Source organism: Terricaulis silvestris (assembly GCF_009792355.1).
Classification (GTDB): domain Bacteria; phylum Pseudomonadota; class Alphaproteobacteria; order Caulobacterales; family Aquidulcibacteraceae; genus Vitreimonas; species Vitreimonas silvestris.
The window spans coordinates 2,911,761-2,926,697 of sequence record NZ_CP047045.1; the positions used below are offsets into that span (position 1 = coordinate 2,911,761).

Annotated in this window: 15 protein-coding genes; 5 read left to right on the forward strand and 10 right to left on the reverse strand. The window is 63.2% G+C overall.

Features of this window, described 5'->3' with window-relative positions; all coding sequences use genetic code 11:
* Nucleotides 1–2: 2 nt before the first annotated feature.
* Both DSM104635_RS14945 and DSM104635_RS14950 read left to right on the forward strand, forming a co-directional pair.
* Entirely contained in the window at nucleotides 3–761 is a 759-nt protein-coding gene (locus tag DSM104635_RS14945) for an SDR family NAD(P)-dependent oxidoreductase (RefSeq protein ID WP_158766973.1), read from the forward strand.
* Nucleotides 758–1,528 carry an SDR family NAD(P)-dependent oxidoreductase gene (locus tag DSM104635_RS14950; protein ID WP_158766974.1) on the forward strand — a complete coding sequence of 257 codons (771 nt, stop codon included), beginning with the start codon at nucleotides 758–760 and terminating at the stop codon, nucleotides 1,526–1,528. Before DSM104635_RS14945 ends, DSM104635_RS14950 begins: the two co-directional genes overlap by 4 nt.
* Here DSM104635_RS14950 and DSM104635_RS14955 read toward each other — a convergent pair.
* Nucleotides 1,525–2,262 (reverse strand): SDR family NAD(P)-dependent oxidoreductase, encoded by a 738-nt coding sequence (locus DSM104635_RS14955; RefSeq protein ID WP_158766975.1) that lies wholly within the window; start codon nucleotides 2,260–2,262, stop codon nucleotides 1,525–1,527. The genes DSM104635_RS14950 and DSM104635_RS14955 overlap by 4 nt on opposite strands.
* 12 nt (nucleotides 2,263–2,274) lie before the next feature.
* The gene (locus tag DSM104635_RS14960; protein ID WP_158766976.1) at nucleotides 2,275–3,504 is read right to left on the reverse strand and encodes an MFS transporter; all 1,230 of its coding nucleotides are present in this window, start codon (nucleotides 3,502–3,504) and stop codon (nucleotides 2,275–2,277) included.
* A gap of 212 nt (nucleotides 3,505–3,716) precedes the next feature.
* Here DSM104635_RS14960 and DSM104635_RS14965 point away from each other — a divergent pair, with 212 nt between their 5' ends.
* The gene (locus tag DSM104635_RS14965) at nucleotides 3,717–4,982 is read left to right on the forward strand and encodes a spinster family MFS transporter (protein WP_158766977.1); all 1,266 of its coding nucleotides are present in this window, start codon (nucleotides 3,717–3,719) and stop codon (nucleotides 4,980–4,982) included.
* A 48-nt stretch (nucleotides 4,983–5,030) separates the two neighbouring features.
* A complete protein-coding gene (locus DSM104635_RS14970) occupies nucleotides 5,031–5,828 on the forward strand; it encodes an IclR family transcriptional regulator (RefSeq protein ID WP_158766978.1) in 798 nt (265 codons plus the stop codon).
* Here the strand turns inward: DSM104635_RS14970 and DSM104635_RS14975 are convergent.
* The 8 genes from DSM104635_RS14975 to DSM104635_RS15010 all read right to left on the reverse strand — a co-directional run bounded on the left by DSM104635_RS14975 (nucleotide 5,816) and on the right by DSM104635_RS15010 (nucleotide 13,511).
* Nucleotides 5,816–7,186 (reverse strand): DUF1214 domain-containing protein, encoded by a 1,371-nt coding sequence (locus tag DSM104635_RS14975; RefSeq protein ID WP_158766979.1) that lies wholly within the window; start codon nucleotides 7,184–7,186, stop codon nucleotides 5,816–5,818. The two genes, DSM104635_RS14970 and DSM104635_RS14975, sit on opposite strands and share 13 nt — an antisense overlap.
* 15 nt (nucleotides 7,187–7,201) lie before the next feature.
* On the reverse strand, nucleotides 7,202–8,371 hold the full coding sequence (locus tag DSM104635_RS14980; RefSeq protein WP_158766980.1) for a sulfotransferase family protein: 1,170 nt from the start codon (nucleotides 8,369–8,371) through the stop codon (nucleotides 7,202–7,204).
* An 11-nt stretch (nucleotides 8,372–8,382) separates the two neighbouring features.
* Complete coding sequence (locus DSM104635_RS14985; protein ID WP_158766981.1) at nucleotides 8,383–9,612, reverse strand: amidohydrolase family protein; 1,230 nt, start codon at nucleotides 9,610–9,612, stop codon at nucleotides 8,383–8,385.
* A gap of 159 nt (nucleotides 9,613–9,771) precedes the next feature.
* Nucleotides 9,772–10,698 carry an SDR family NAD(P)-dependent oxidoreductase gene (locus DSM104635_RS14990; protein ID WP_158766982.1) on the reverse strand — a complete coding sequence of 309 codons (927 nt, stop codon included), beginning with the start codon at nucleotides 10,696–10,698 and terminating at the stop codon, nucleotides 9,772–9,774.
* Between the two features lie 5 nt (nucleotides 10,699–10,703).
* The gene (locus tag DSM104635_RS14995) at nucleotides 10,704–11,135 is read right to left on the reverse strand and encodes an acyl-CoA thioesterase (protein WP_158766983.1); all 432 of its coding nucleotides are present in this window, start codon (nucleotides 11,133–11,135) and stop codon (nucleotides 10,704–10,706) included.
* Complete coding sequence (locus tag DSM104635_RS15000) at nucleotides 11,132–12,268, reverse strand: thiolase family protein (protein WP_158766984.1); 1,137 nt, start codon at nucleotides 12,266–12,268, stop codon at nucleotides 11,132–11,134. The genes DSM104635_RS14995 and DSM104635_RS15000 overlap by 4 nt, the downstream gene beginning before the upstream one ends.
* A 2-nt stretch (nucleotides 12,269–12,270) precedes the next feature.
* The gene (locus tag DSM104635_RS15005; protein ID WP_158766985.1) at nucleotides 12,271–12,699 is read right to left on the reverse strand and encodes a Zn-ribbon domain-containing OB-fold protein; all 429 of its coding nucleotides are present in this window, start codon (nucleotides 12,697–12,699) and stop codon (nucleotides 12,271–12,273) included.
* A 5-nt stretch (nucleotides 12,700–12,704) separates the two neighbouring features.
* A complete protein-coding gene (locus DSM104635_RS15010) occupies nucleotides 12,705–13,511 on the reverse strand; it encodes a crotonase/enoyl-CoA hydratase family protein (protein ID WP_158766986.1) in 807 nt (268 codons plus the stop codon).
* Nucleotides 13,512–13,703: 192 nt separating this feature from the next.
* Between DSM104635_RS15010 and DSM104635_RS15015 the strand changes: the two genes are divergently transcribed.
* Nucleotides 13,704–14,930 carry a CaiB/BaiF CoA transferase family protein gene (locus DSM104635_RS15015; protein WP_158766987.1) on the forward strand — a complete coding sequence of 409 codons (1,227 nt, stop codon included), beginning with the start codon at nucleotides 13,704–13,706 and terminating at the stop codon, nucleotides 14,928–14,930.
* Nucleotides 14,931–14,937: the final 7 nt, after the last annotated feature.

The window sequence follows — 14,937 nt, forward strand, 5'->3', positions numbered from 1 at the left end:
CCATGAGTTACTCGATCGATCTCACCGGCAAAATCGCGCTCGTCACCGGCGGCAGCCGCGGTCTGGGTAAATCGATAGCACTAGGCCTCGCTCGAGCTGGCGCTGATGTCATCGTCTCGAGCCGAAAGCAGGAGGCTTGCGCCGAAGTCGCCAAGGAGATCGAAGCGCTGGGGCGACGCGCCTTACCGGTCGCCGCGCATGTTGGCCGGTGGGAAGATATCACGCACCTGGTCGATGCCAGCTACGCCACCTTCGGCCGTATCGACGTCCTCGTGAACAATGCCGGCATGTCACCGCTTGCCCCGTCGAGCGTCGAGACGAGCGAAGACTTGTTCGACAAGATCGTCGGCGTGAATTTCAAAGGGCCGTTTCGGCTGACCGCGCTGGTTGGCTCACGCATGGCGGCCGGCGACGGCGGCAGCATCATCAACGTCAGCAGCATCGGCGCGCTGAAGCCCAACCCGACCGTCACACCGTATTCCGGCGCCAAAGCCGCGCTGAACGCCATCTCGCTCGCCTTCGCGCAGGAATATGCGCCGAAGGTGCGCGTCAACGTCATCTCTCCCGGCGGCTTCCTGACGGAGGTCGCGAAAGGCTGGGCTACAGACGAGGAAGCACGCGCGGCCACGGCGCTCTCGCGTTGGGGCGAGCCGCAAGAGATCGTCGGCACGGTTCTCTATCTCGCCAGCGACGCCTCTTCCTACACGACTGGCGCGAACATCCGTGTCGACGGCGGCGCGTTTTGGGATCGAAAGCCATGAGACTGGCCGGAAAAATCGCCGCGATCACCGGCGGCGCCGGCGGCATCGGCCTCGCCATCGCTCGGCGCTACGCGGCGGAAGGCGCACACGCCGTCATTCTCGATCTGCTGGAGGAGAACGGCGAGCGCGAAGCGGCCGCCATCCGCGAAGCAGGTGGCCGCGCCACGTTCCTGACCCTCGACGCCGCCGACGAGGCCGCGGTGAATGCGACCATCGCACAGATCGAGGCGTCGATCGGACCGATCGACATTCTGGTTTGCTCCGCCGGCATTTCCGGCGCGCCCGGTCCGTTCTACAAAACCGACAAAGCCGAGTTCGAACGAACGTTGCGCATCAACCTGATCGGCCCGTTTCTCATCGGCAAAGCCGTTGCGGCGCGCATGGTCGAGGCAAAGCGCAAAGGCTCGATCATCAACATATCGTCAGTAGGCGGGCAGTTGGGCGTGGCGGAGTCCTGGCCCTACTGCACCAGCAAAGCCGGCCTCGACATGCTGACCAAGACGATGGCCTTGGCGCTGGCGCCGCACGGCATCCGCGTCAACGCTATCGGCCCTGGCCCAACAGAATCGCCAATGACCGCGCATCTCCCAGAGGCGGCGCGCGACACGATGATCTCGCGCACGCCGCTTGGGCGTTTCGGCACGACCGAGGAAATGGCTGGCGTCGCACTCTTTCTGGCGACGGACGATGCGGGTTTCGTCACTGGCCAAACCATCTACGCCGACGGCGGCCGCCTGGCGCTGAACTACGTGATGCCGAAGCCCTAGACGATGGTCGCGCCGCCATCGACGCAGATGGTCTGTCCGGTCATGTAAGACGCCCGCGACGAGAGCAGGAACGCAGCGACTTCGCCGATTTCCTGCCATTCGCCTGGCCGCTGCATTGGCATCTTCAGCGCGCCCTTCTCGAAGGTTCGTCCTGGTTTTACGCCGATCAGGCCGGGGCTAATCACATTGATCCGAATGTTCTTCGCCGCGCTTTCAACAGCCGCCGTGCGCGTCAGCCCCAGAATGCCCGCCTTGACCGCGCTATAAGGAGCGATCGTCGCGACGCCGCGCAACGCGGAATTCGAACTGACATTGACGATCGCGCCGCCCCCGACGCGCTCCATCTCAGGGATCTGATGCTTCATGCAAAGGAAGACGCTGAGCAGATCGATCTCATAGACACGCTGCCATTCCGCCACCGTGTGATCCACCAACGGTTTCAGCGGCGGGCCGACGCCCGCATTGTTGAACGCGCAATCGAGCCGGCCGTACGTTTTCAGCGCCGAGGCGACGACCGCCGCCACATCGGCTTCCTTTGAAACGTCACAGCGCACGAAGATCGCCTCGCCGCCATGACCGCGCACCGCTTCCGCCGCCGCTTCGCCTTCGGCCTCGTTCACGTCAGCAAGCACCAGGCGCGCGCCTTCGCGGGCGAAGACATCGACGGCGCCGCGCCCAATGCCGGTCGCCGCACCGGTGATGATGGTGACGCGATCATGAAGCTCGCGCTCCATTGCAAAATCTCCCTAACCTCGCACGCCGGGCTCGGCTGGATAGCGCCCCATGAACAAATAGCTTGCCGCGCCCAATCCGAACATGAGCGCCGCCCCCATGAGGGCATAGTCGTAATTGCCGACACGGTCGAAGACGGCGCCGAAAAACACGCTGGCCCCTGCCGTTGCCCAGATCATGATGAAAACGGTCAAGCCATATATAGCGCTATAGGCCGTCATCCCGAAATAGCGCGCAATCATGTACGCCACGACATCGATCTCGGCGCCCTGCGCCAACCCGATCATCACAATGGCGATCATGATCGCGTTGAGCCCGGGGTCTGGTGTCAGCAAGAGCATGCATCCCGCGACCGGCGCCAGCGTATAGATGCAACCGACCAACGGCGCCCAAACACGATCAACCAGAATGCCCGAAGTAAGCGTGCCAATGAGAACGGAGATCGCCAGTAGCGCAGCTAAGTTCGCCGCCAACTCCGGCGCCACGCCCTTTGACGTCAACAACGGCTGCATATGGCCCAAAAACGCGAGCACGGGCGCGTAGGTCAGCGCCGAGGCCGTGCACAAGATCAACACTCGGCGATCGCTCAACAACCGAAACCAGAGTTTCCAATCCAACAGCGGCGTATTCTGGGAATGCGGCGCGGGCGCATCCGGACGGCGATCACGCACCAGAAGCCAACTGATCGGCAACGCTGCCAACGCGGCGATCGCCGCCATCAAATAAAAACCCGCGCGCCACCCGAACGCAGCGATGACATGGAACATCAGGATCGGTAGGATCGCGCCGAACAGCGACAGACCGATGCGTGAGACGGCCAGCGCCGTGCCGCGCGAGGCGCCGAACCAGCTCGCCACCGCACGCGTATAAGCGATGCCGGTCGAGCCCATCCCGATCGTCACCAGCGCGAGGCAGAGAAGAAGGAACAGCGGATAGGAAGAGGTCGCGTTCGCCAACAGTACGTAGCAAAGCGCGAGCAGGCTAATGCAAACCGTCACCACCGGGCGCACGCCAAAATGATCGACAATGCGTCCATAGGCCGGCGCCATGAAGCAGACGAACAGGTTGATGTGGAAGGCGAACGATATCTGCGCGCGGGTCCAGCCAAACTCCGCCTGCAGCGGCGCCATGAATTGGCTCTGCGTGAACGAGAAGGCCGGATAGGCCAACGCCATGCCGAAGAAGGTTCCGACCACCACGCGCCAATGGTCGCGCCATTCCTGCTTCACGGACTGGGAAAGCATTGACCCTCTAGTTATCGACCGCGCCAAGCGTTGAGCGGCCGCTAGTGTTCACACATTGCACCTTGGCGTCATGGCAGAGGCGCGACCGGTAGGCAGCCATCGCCCGTGCGATGAGCGTTGCGCGCACGCGCGAGCCCGACGAAGGCGAGGCATACTGACCTGCCTGCGCCTGTGAGGCGCCGACTATTTTGCAGTGCAGCAAGGAGCGCTTCGTGACTCAACCTTCAGAGGGCGGCGCATCTAACTATCGCTGGTACGTCCTCGCCATCCTGGTGAGCGTCTACATGATGCACCACCTCGACCGCGTGGTGTTTTCGCTGCTGCAGGAACCCATCAAGGCGGAGTTCAATCTATCCGACAGCCAGTTGGCGCTGGTATCGGGCACAGTGTTTGCGATTGCGTTCGGCGTCGCCGGACTGCCGCTTGGCTATCTGGCCGACCGCACGCGCCGCGTAACGCTTCTCTCCATCATCGTAGCGACATGGAGCAGCCTGACGGCGGTTGCGTCATTCGCCACGAATTTTGCGCATCTGCTGTTGCTGCGCGTCGTAATCGGGGCGGCGGAATCAGGCAGCACGCCGACCAATCTGTCGATCCTGAGCGATTACTTCAAGGACAAGCGCTCGACGGCGATCGGCATCTACCTGATGGGCTCGCAACTCGGCACATTAGTTGGCTTCGCGATCACCGGCGTCGTCGCCGTGCACTTTGGCTGGCGCGCAGCGTTGTTGGCCGCCGGCATTCCTGGCCTGTTCCTAGTCGCGCTGCTCTTGCTGACAGTGCGCGAGCCACCGCGTCAAAGCGATCACAAACCGGTTTCACTCCGCAAGGGGTTGGCCGAGATTGGCAGCAACGCACCCCTCGTCCATCTGATCGCTGCCACGACCATCGCCAACGTCGTGGCGCCTGGCATCTCCATGTGGCTGCCTTCGCTGTTGATGCGCGCGGGCGGGCAAGACATTGGCTGGACCGGCCTCGCCATCGCCTTCACCACAGCGCCGATCGGCATCGCCGGGACATTGTTGGCGGGCGCGGTCACTGAGCGGATCGGCGCCACCCAACCAGCACGCATGGCCCGACTCATGGCGTTGATGGCCTTTCTCTACATCCCCGCCATTCTCTTTGCCGTGAGCGGCGGGCCCTGGATCATGCTCGCGGGCTTCTGCGCTCATCTTTTTTTGCACATGTTCGTCAGCACGCCCGGATATGCGATGTGCATGAATATTTCCGCGCCACACCTGCGCGGCAGCACGACCGCCGTGTTGCAAGTGCTCTCGAACCTGATCGGCTTCGGCGTCGGCCCCATGGTGGGCGGCGTGCTCAGTGATTTGCTCAAACCGCAATTTGGCGACGACTCGCTGCGATACGCCCTCGGCATCTATGTATTCCTGATCTTGTGGGCCGTTTATCACTTGCTTCGCGCCGCCAAGATTTTCTCCAGCGAGACGACTGCGCCACCGCAACCAGCGCCCGCCTAGGGGCGACCGTCCTTGCCGGGGAGCGTCCGTCCCGGTAAGCGCTGAGTCATGACCACAGTCGCGCCGCGTCCCGAGAAGGAAGAAGCTGGCGGCCCGCGCGCTATGTCGCGCGTGTTGCGTCTGATGAGCGTGCTAGCGCAGGCGCCAGAAGGCCTTTCACTCACCGACCTCGCCGCTGCGCTCCACACAGCCAAGAGTACGCTGCTCGCAAGCCTCAAGCCGCTCGCTGCCGACGACTTCCTGGTTACGGAGGGCAATCTCTATCGTCTCGGCCCGCGCGCGTTTCGGCTCGCCGCGGAGATCGGCTCCGCCTGGTCGTTGCCCCGAACCATCCGCGGCTATCTGCGTACGCTCGCCGATCGCAGTGGCGAAAGCGCGGGCCTCGCGGTGCTTGACGCCGACATGCGCCGCTCCGTGTACGTCGATGTTATCGAGAGCCAGCGCCCGGTGCGCTATGCCCTCAAGATCGGGATGAGCGGGCCCCTCCACTCGACAGCCGCAGGCCGCGTGTTGCTGGCCTACCAGTCCGAAGCCTACCAAGCTGGGGCACTAAAGTCGGGCAAGCTCGCCGCAATCACATCGCGCACCACGACCGATCCCCAGAAACTCGTCCAGCAACTGGAGAAAGTGCGCCGCGACGGCTACTGGGTGAGCATCGGCGAGTCGATCGAGGACTCCGCGGCGATCGCCGCGCCCGTCTTCGGCCCCAACGGCGACATCCTGGCGGCGCTTTCGATCGGCGCGCCGTCTGATCGCATGCAAGCCAATCTCGACATGATGCGCGAGATCATCCTGGAAGTCTCCGCGCACGCATCCGGCCGTGATCCAGAAGGTCAAAAACCGTAGAGACCAGCGTGGAAGTCGCGACGGCGGCGCAGCTGGGCGGCTCGCTCCGCGGCAGTGACGCCACGCGACTCCGTCGGAAGGTACTGGCGTACATCGACGCGCTTCACCCTGCGGATTGTCGGCGTCTCGACGTGTTCCGCGCCGTACCAGCGCCACACCACACGCCCAAACACCGAGCCCATGGCGTCGAGCCAGTTGGACGTCCCAGGATCGCCAGAGCACAGCACGATGCGCACGCGCCCGTCTGCATCGGCGACCGCCGTGCGGTCATTCACATGGGTGGCGTGATGCACGAAGTCGCGCGTTTGATTCAAGATATCGCCGAGTTGGACGCTCCAATAACGCGATGGCGGCGGGGCGACCTCGAAGATGAGCGCCTCTTCCGGCTCGATCTCGTAGACCGCGATCTGGTAGGCCGCGAGCGGACTGGCGCCGTCCTTGGCATCCTTCTCATCGCGGCCGACGACGGTGTGGAACGCGTTGGTTCCACCCGCCTCCCTGAGCACAACTTCTTGCACCCGGGCGTAGGTCATGCGCGTGACGATGTATTTGACGATCTCTCCGCCAAGCGCGAGCCGACGCCCGAGTTCGCCCTCGCTTAGGATCATGGTGTCGGGGCGCAACCCGTCAGCGGCCTCGATGCGCAGCGGGGGTAGCGACTGGCCCTCGTAGACGAGGTGGCGCACTAGCAACCAATTGTTGCGACTCTCCGGGTCGAGCGGAATCCAGTTGCGCTCGCGTTGTGGCCCACCGACGAAAATCTCCAACTCGCCGTTGGCGTCATCTACGAAGCCGTCAATGTCCCAATTGCCGAGCGCGCGCGGGTTGGCATTGCCGACTCCGCTGAAGCTGTTGAAGGCTTGGAAATTCACCCAAGCGCAGTCGCCTCGACGGCCCACGATGCGGTAGATGCGCCGGCCGTCGAGAAACGCGGTGCGATAGACGAAGTCCGGATTGGGCAGGTTGTAGGAAAAGATCGAGGGATCGAAATACTCGTGCAGATAGAAGCGCGGATAGTCTTGCCGCGGTGCGACCGCGAGCAAGTACGCCTGCGCTTGAATCTGCGGCAGAATCGCCAGCGCCTCGGCGCGCGTCTGCGGATCGTGGTTGGTGAGCGGCGATGTGAGGATAAGTTCGCGCACCTCCTCGATCGCCGCATTGTAGCGGCGCCAGCCATCCGCTTCGCTGATCTCTCCATGCTCAAGTTCGGGCGCAGTGGCGCCGCTGCCGGGTGGCGCGTAGCGCCGCCAGGGCGGGAGTTCGTCAGCCATGCCCGCGCCCTCCGTGGCGCACGCAGCCGCAGCGCCGGCGGCGCCTTGCAGTGCTCCGCGTCTGGTGACGCAGATGGCTTTTGTCATGCGCCGCTCCGTCTCTCATGCGCCGCTTCCCCGCTCGAGCACGACCTGGTTGTCAGCGATGTAGGGGGCGAAGGCACGGTCGATGTCTTCGAAGCTCAAGCCGAACTCCTCGAGCCCATATTTATGGCGCCCGAATTTGTGCCGCGGGTTATCACTCATGTAGGCCAACAGCGGGGCCTCGTGCTCCGCGCCGAACGCTAGGCTCATCTCATCGTAGAGCTTCGCCAGGGTCCCGAGAGGATCGGCGTTGAGATCAACGAACTGCACGTCGAAGAAGCGGCCTGGGCGTGCGAGCGCCTCTCTGATCTCGCGAAGGCGATTCATGATTTTGTGATAGCCGAAGCGCGACCTCGTCACGGCTTCGCGATCGACGTCGTCGCAGAAGAGACCGCGCATCTGGGTGACGATGCTGATGAGCGAGGCGATCGAACGCGCCGGATCGCGGTGCGCGAAGACGACGATGGCGTCCGGATAGGCATCGAGCAGCTCGGGCAGATGGAACATGTGCTCCGGCGCTTTCAGCACCAGACGCCCTGGCGGGCCACGCCAGGCCAAAGTCTGCAACACCATGCGGTGTAAGCGATATGACGCGTGGAAATCCGTCGTCTCACGATAAGCTGTGTAGCGCGGCACGTTCGCTACCGCGCCGAGATAGCCACCGACGCCGGCGAGTTCGAGGATGGTGCTGCATTCCTCCATGCGCGCCGCGCCGTAGGCATGCTTGGCCATCGCTGACGCCGCCTTGAAGCCCTGGCGCGCGAGCATCGCCTCGATTTCGCCGATGCGTGGATCGCTTGTGTATGTCGCCGCCTGCGGCGGCGGAGAAGGACGCATCATCTCCCAGTACTGGACGCCACGATGCCCAGGCGCGGTCGCCAGCAGATTGTGCAGCAGCGTCGTGCCGCTGCGGCCATTCCCGGTCACGATGATCGGCCGTTCGATGCGGACATCGGCAATTTCAGGGAAACGCTTGTGGTCCTCCAGCAGCAAGAGACGTTGGCGCATCGTCTCGTAGAGACGCAGCGTAAGTTCAGCCCTACCCTTCGTGTTGAGGTGCGCTTCCTCGTTAAGCGAGCGCGCCAGGATGTCGATCCCGGTGAAAAAGTCCGGATCGCCCCAATCGGAGAGCCCCGTGCTTTCCTCGGCGGCTTGCTGCAGCGCCGTGCGATCGAGGCTGAGCGCCATGTTCGGCGCCGTTACGGAGTGAGACCCACGAAGCGCATGCCGTTTTCGTACATGATCTTGCGCGTATCCGACGGCTTCAGCGTCTTGCACGCCTCGTCTGCAAAGAGACGAGGCTCCTCCACGCCTTCAGAGTGCGGATAATCGGACCCCATCATGATCCAATCGGCCGACCCGGTTTGGTTCACGAGCTGCTCGAGATTGTCCTCGGGATAGGCGACGACGCCCACGTGGCGCATGAAGATCTTGCTTGGCCGCTCCTTCAGCTGCCCGCCCGGCCAGAAGCCGTTTTTCGCCATGCCGCGGCTCTTATCCATCTTCACCAAAGTTGACGGCACCCACTCGGCGCCGTTCTCGGCCGAAAGAATCTTGATGTTCGGGAAGCGCTCGAAGAAATTCCAGAAGATGAAGCTGGAGATCGTCTCGATCACCGGGCGCTCGCTATAGCCGTGCATCCACACGAACGCGCTCTGGCGCAGCCGCGATTTCTGCATCGGCTCGCCCCACACCGCCATGTGGTCCTTGAGATAGATCGCCTCGGAGACGTGGAAGACGACGCTGATTTTTGCTTCGTTGAGGATCGCCCAGTAGGGATCGTGATCGGGATGCGCCGGCGCCTTGCCGTTGAACGGCCCCATCGGCATCAGCACAAGCCGCGCGCCGTTCTCAACCGCCCATCGCGCCTGCTCACAGGCCTTGTTAACGTCAGCCAGCGTGATGACGGGGCATGAGAAAATCCGATCCGCGTAGTTCAGTCGCCACTGATCGAGCATCCACTGATTGTAGGCGTGGAAGGTCGCGTGGGCGGCGGCCGGATCGTCAAAGTAGCTGATCGCGCTGACGAAGTTGCCGCAATAGAGAATGCTCGAGCGCACGTCCCACTTGTCGAGGTACTTCACGCGCTCTTCGGGGCCGGTCATCTCCGCAGTGATCGGCACGCGCATATCGACTTCGGCCTTGCCCTCCTTTTGTGCGCGCAACCACTCGTGCAGCTTGCCGGGCGGCGGAATCATGAAGTCTTCGGTCATGTAGTCGGCGCTGATCTCGACCTTGCGCGCGCCGACATAGAGCGCGAACTGACCGTCATCACCGTGCTTGTAGTGAAGGCCCCATTCCTTCTTGAACTTCTCGGGGAGGTAGCGCGTGAAGGCGTCCGGCGTTTCGTAGAGGTGAGTGTCGGCGTCGAAGATCGGCCCGTTGTAAAGGTGCTCGGCGTTTTGGGCGGCTTTGGTCGCGACGGCCATAGTTCACTCCCGAGGCGGTGGGACCGCCTTTATTCCATTTTTCGTACAATGTTCGTTTTTTCGAACCCCTGTCAAGGGTCTGGGTAAGCAAAGTACCCGCGCCGGCTAGCTCGGAAGCATGAGATGACGCTCAAATCGCCCGGACGATGAGGCGCGCCATCAGTTGACGATGCCGCTCGCCTTCAGCAAGCGCATCACCTCGGCCTTTTGCTTCAGGTCGCCGGTTTCTGAGACGTCGCGCGGCACGCGATAGTCCGTTTCGGCGCGGACGGCGTCCCATCGCTGCAGCACCGCTTCGGTGGTGAAGCCATCCGCAGGCAGCGTCAGGCCTTGAGTTTCGCCGGTGAACGCTCGGCTCACATGCGCGCCGCCGGCAAGATACGTCTCCCCGGTCACCGGACAGGACTCGTGCACCAGGAGCGCTGCAACCGGCGCCACCAGATGCGGCGGCTGCATAGCGCGCAGCATGTCTAACGCGGCAGGATCAGTGACCGTCTCTTCGGTCAGGCGCGTCGTCGCCGCCGGCGCGATCGCATTCACCTTGATGCCGACGGAGGCGCCCTCGTGCGCCAAGGTGCGCATCAACCCGATCAGCGCTGCCTTCGCTGTCGCATATTCCGCCAAGCGGGGCATGCCATACAATCCGGCTTGCGAGGTCGTGAGCAATATTCGCCCGCGACCTGTCGCCGCCAAATGCGGCCAGGCCGCCTGCAGCAATCGCCAAGCGCCAAACACGTTGACCGCCAGCATCCGCTCAAGATCATCAACCGACAGCTCCGGAAATGCCTTTCGTTTGCTGTTGATCGAGGCGTTGACGATGACGGCGTCCAAGGCGCCGAAATGCTCAAGCGATTGGGCGACGATTGCCGCACCGGCGTCTGGGTCGGTCAGGTCCGCGACAATGGCGCGCGCCACGCCGCCAGCCGAGTTGATCTCCTCCGCGACGGCGTGCGCGGGCTCGGCGCTGATGTCATTGATGACAACGCTCGCACCGCGTCGGCCCAGTTCCATCGCGTAGCCGCGGCCAATGCCCCGCCCTGCTCCGGTAATGACGACGCACCGTCCGGTGAAATCAAGCGGGGACATGGGGCTCACACCACGAGATCGGTCAACGCCGCGCGCTGCTCCGGCGTGAGCGCCAACGGTTTGCGCGTGGCGCGATCGACGTAGACGTGGACGAAATAGCCGACCGCAGCCGGCGCCTCGGCGCCCTCGCGAAAGAGTCCAACTTCGAAGCGCAAACTCTTGTCGCCCATGCGCCCTATGCGCACGCGCGCATCGATCGTTTCTGGAAATTCCACCGGTTGAAGAAACTCGCACTTGCTTTCAACGCATAGCCCGATCGACGGCGAGTCCGGCAGCCAAATAATGCGCCGTTCGAATAGCATCTTGGTCACGGCCGTATCGAACCAGCTGTAGTAGATCACGTTGTTGACGTGTCCGTAGGGATCGCCGTCGGCCCAGCGCGTCGGGATGTCGACCCGCCAGCGATAGTTTTCGCGGCGTTCGTCCTTGCTGGTCATGCTTTCTCCAGCACGTGCACTGCCGATGCTGTGCCAAGGCCGACGACATGTGTTAGCCCGATCTTGGCGCCTTCGACTTGGCGTGCGCCGGCTTCGCCGCGCAGATGAAGCGATACTTCGTACATGTTGGCGATGCCGGTGGCGCCGAGCGGATGGCCTTTGGAGAGCAATCCGCCCGACACATTAACCGGCACTTTGCCACCGAGCGTCGTCTCACCAGCGTCGATAAATTCGCCCGCTTGGCCCTCACCGCAAAGACCGAGGTTCTCGTAGTGCAACAGCTCGGCGGTCGCGAAGCAATCATGCAACTCGACAAGACTCACATCCTCTGGACCAATGCCGGCTTGCTCGTACGCAGACTTAGCCGCGAGGCGCGTCACGGTGTTCACATCCGGCATCATCGGATTGGAGGGATTCCAGGGGTCCGATTGCAGCGCCGACGCCCGCACGCGGATGGCGCGCGACAGGCCCAACTCTCGCGCCTTTCGCTCAGACACCAACACCGCCGCCGCCGCGCCATCGACGTTCACGGAGCACATGAGCTTGGTGTTGGGATAAGCGATCATCTCCGCGCCCATCACCTGTTCGAGCGGCGTTTCCATTTGATAGAACGATTTCGGATTCATCGTCGAATGATGGTGGTTCTTGACTGACACCTTGGCGAATTGCGCAAAGGTGGTGCCGTATTTCGCGGCATGCTCGGTTCCGGATTCCGCGAAAACCGCGGGCATCGAGGCTGATCCGAATAGGCCCTCAAGCGGAATGCCGGTCTCCGCGCCGCCGCCCAGCATCCCGCGCGGCGTCTTCTCCACGCCAACGGCGAGCGCCACGTTGTACACGCCAGACTTGACCGCCAGCCAAGCTTCGCGAAACGCCGAAGCGCCGCTTGCGCAGGCATTGACGATATTGGTCACTGGGATGCCGGTCTGCCCGATCTCACGCATGATCGCTTGGCCGGTCATCTCGTAGGCGCCGAAGACGGTGCCGCAATACATGATCTGCACGTCGCGCGCGCCGAGCCCGCAATCGTCGAGCGCCATCAGCGCGGCTTCACCGCCGAGCTGCGCAAAGGTGCGGTCCGGATAGCGCCCGAAGCGCGTCATATCGATGCCGAGGATATAGACGTCTGCCATGGTCAGCTCTTCTGCGGTTCAAACTGATAGCCGACGTACGCACGCCCCTCAGCATCCGTGCGGCCAAGCGCTTCGTTGAAGGTCAGCCGCACCTCGATGTTCGGCGCGATCGCCTCGGGTTCAAACCCCACGCCGACAAGATTGGCTTTCAGCGCAAGCCCGCCATCGAACGCCGCGATCGCCGAGACGAACGGCGTCGCAATGCCTGGATAAGAGCGCTTTACGATTGAGTACGCGATGAGCTTGCCTGTTTGCTTCACGCGGAACGCGTCAAAGCCATCGCGCGAGGCGCAGGCCGGACACGCCAACCGCGCGTCCGCCGTGACCGCGCCGCATGCGCGGCAGCGATGCGCCTCGATGAATGGCTTGCCGTCTGGATCAAACTTGATGTGCGGCTTGGCCGCGATCGGGCCGGTTTCAGGTTGCGCCATATGCCTCAGGCTCCAGTAAACACGGGCGCGCGTTTTTCGACGAAGGCCTCGACGGCTTCCTTGTGGTCCGCGGTTTCGTGAGCAAGCGCTTGAAACGCGGCGGAGAGTTCAAGGATGTCTGTCAGCCGCGCGTGCTGCGCCTCGCGAAGCAGGCGCTTGGCAAGTCGCACGCTGCGCGGCGGATTGACCGCGATCCGCGCGGCCAGCGCGCGCGCCTCTCTCATGACGTTCTCGGCAGGCACAACTTTGTTTACTAGCCCAATGGCGGCCGCCTCTACCGCGGTGATCGTGTCGCCTGTAAGGACAAGTTCGGCGGCGCGGCTGTAGCCAACAACCCGTTGCAGCACCCAAGCGCCCCCATCGCCTGGCGTGATGCCCATCTTGATGAAGCTCGCAGCGAACTTCGCATTCTCCGCCGCCACACGCAGGTCGCACAAGGCGGCGAGATCGCAACCCAGACCAATGGCGTGGCCGTTGACCGCTGCGATCGTTGCAATCTCAAGTTCCGCGAGAACGCGCGGGATCTGCTGCACGCCGCGACGATAGTTGGCGCGCGTGTCGGCCGGCGTCGCGAGCGGCCCGATGCCGTTGCGATCGCGCATGCCTTGAATGTTGCCGCCGGCGGAGAACGCGGAGCCGGCGCCCGTCAGGATCAGCACACTGACGCCTGGATCGGCGTCCGCCGAGCGGAGTGCCGCGATCAACTCCTCGCAGTCGGTGTGTTCGCCGATCGCGTTGCGCGTTGCCGGACGGTTGAAGGTGACGATCGCGACGCGGCCCTCACGTTCGGTCAGGACAAAAGGCTCGGACATCCCAGGTTCACCGTTGCGCCTAGCGGCTCGCCCAAACGCCATGAACCCGCCGTCGCGAGCAAGGGCGAGCCAAAGCGGCGACGGGACATATCGACCACACGATACCACCCGCTGGTTGCCCGGCTCGCGCTTGCCGGGGTCGGCGCTTTCCAGACATGCAATAGGCGGAAGTTTTAAACGAGGCTGGCGGCAATGCCCTCTGCGGCGCTATCGGGCGTACGGGTTCTGGATCTCAGCCGTGTCTTGGCTGCGCCGTTGGCCGCCCAGATGCTCGGCGATCTCGGCGCCGAGGTGATCAAAGTCGAACGACCCGGCGCCGGCGACGAAGCGCGTGACTATGGTCCACCCTTCCTCAAGGACCGCGACGGCGAACCAACGCGCGACGCAGCTTTCTATCTGAGTGCAAACCGCAACAAGAAATCGATCACGGTCGATCTCGCCAAGCCCGAGGGCCAAGAGATCATTCGCGCGCTGGCGCGGAAATCGGATGTCGTCCTTGAGAACTTCAAGACGGGAACGCTCGCCAAGTATGGACTCGACTACCAAAGCCTGAAGCAAGTGAACCCAAGGCTGATCTATTGCTCGGTCACCGGCTTCGGCCAGACCGGGCCGCTCGCGCAGAAGCCCGGCTATGACGGCGTCTTCCAAGCCATGAGCGGCCTGATGAGCGCGACTGGCCATCCCGACGGCGCGCCGGGCGGCGGGCCGCTGAAGATCGGCATCTCGATGGTGGACATTCTCACCAGTCACTACGCGACAAGCGCCATTCTATCGGCGCTCTACCATCGCGACGTGCACGGTGGCGGTGGCCAATACATCGACATGGCGCTCCTGGATTGCGGTCTCGCTTCGCTTTCGCATTATGCTATGAATTACCTCGTCTCCGGCGTACTGCCGCCTCGGCGTGGCAATGGCGGATTCGGCGGCGTGCCGTCGCAATCGTTCCGCTGCGCCGATCGCGACATCTTCCTCGTCGCCGGCAACGATGCACAGTTCGCGCGCTTCTGCGGCGCCATCGAGCGGCCTGATCTCTGCGCCGACGCGCGTTTCTCTAGCACCCGCGCGCGCATCGAAAACCGCGACGAACTCTTGCTCATCCTCGACAAGGAAATGGTCCGTCGCACTGCCGCCGAGTGGCTGGATCGCCTGGACGCGGCGGACGTACCTGCAAGCCCGGTCAACAATCTGCAGGATGCGCTAGCACATCCCCAGGTACAGCACCGGGACATGCTGCAAACGGTTGACCACCCGGTCGCCGGCGACCTGCATCTCCTGCGCAATCCGATCAAGCTTTCCGAAACGCCGATCGGAGAGGCCACTGCGCCGCCGGTCGTCGGTCAGCACACGACCGAAATTCTTCAATCCCTGGGCTTCGATGAAGCGAAAATTTTGGCGCTGCGCCATTCGCGCGCCGTTTGAACGAAAG

Bases quoted from the DNA above. Each gene is read 5' to 3' on its own strand.
- DSM104635_RS14970 (WP_158766978.1), top strand. From the start codon at position 5,031: ATGACCACAGTCGCGCCGCGTCCCGAGAAGGAAGAAGCTGGCGGCCCG.
- DSM104635_RS14950 (WP_158766974.1), top strand. From the start codon at position 758: ATGAGACTGGCCGGAAAAATCGCCGCGATCACCGGCGGCGCCGGCGGC.
- DSM104635_RS14945 (WP_158766973.1), top strand. From the start codon at position 3: ATGAGTTACTCGATCGATCTCACCGGCAAAATCGCGCTCGTCACCGGC.
- DSM104635_RS14980 (WP_158766980.1), bottom strand. From the start codon at position 8,371: ATGGCGCTCAGCCTCGATCGCACGGCGCTGCAGCAAGCCGCCGAGGAA.
- DSM104635_RS15000 (WP_158766984.1), bottom strand. From the start codon at position 12,268: ATGGCAGACGTCTATATCCTCGGCATCGATATGACGCGCTTCGGGCGC.
- DSM104635_RS14960 (WP_158766976.1), bottom strand. From the start codon at position 3,504: ATGCTTTCCCAGTCCGTGAAGCAGGAATGGCGCGACCATTGGCGCGTG.
- DSM104635_RS14995 (WP_158766983.1), bottom strand. From the start codon at position 11,135: ATGACCAGCAAGGACGAACGCCGCGAAAACTATCGCTGGCGGGTCGAC.
- DSM104635_RS15015 (WP_158766987.1), top strand. From the start codon at position 13,704: ATGCCCTCTGCGGCGCTATCGGGCGTACGGGTTCTGGATCTCAGCCGT.
- DSM104635_RS14990 (WP_158766982.1), bottom strand. From the start codon at position 10,698: ATGTCCCCGCTTGATTTCACCGGACGGTGCGTCGTCATTACCGGAGCA.
- DSM104635_RS14955 (WP_158766975.1), bottom strand. From the start codon at position 2,262: ATGGAGCGCGAGCTTCATGATCGCGTCACCATCATCACCGGTGCGGCG.
- DSM104635_RS14985 (WP_158766981.1), bottom strand. From the start codon at position 9,612: ATGGCCGTCGCGACCAAAGCCGCCCAAAACGCCGAGCACCTTTACAAC.
- DSM104635_RS15010 (WP_158766986.1), bottom strand. From the start codon at position 13,511: ATGTCCGAGCCTTTTGTCCTGACCGAACGTGAGGGCCGCGTCGCGATC.
- DSM104635_RS15005 (WP_158766985.1), bottom strand. From the start codon at position 12,699: ATGGCGCAACCTGAAACCGGCCCGATCGCGGCCAAGCCGCACATCAAG.
- DSM104635_RS14975 (WP_158766979.1), bottom strand. From the start codon at position 7,186: ATGACAAAAGCCATCTGCGTCACCAGACGCGGAGCACTGCAAGGCGCC.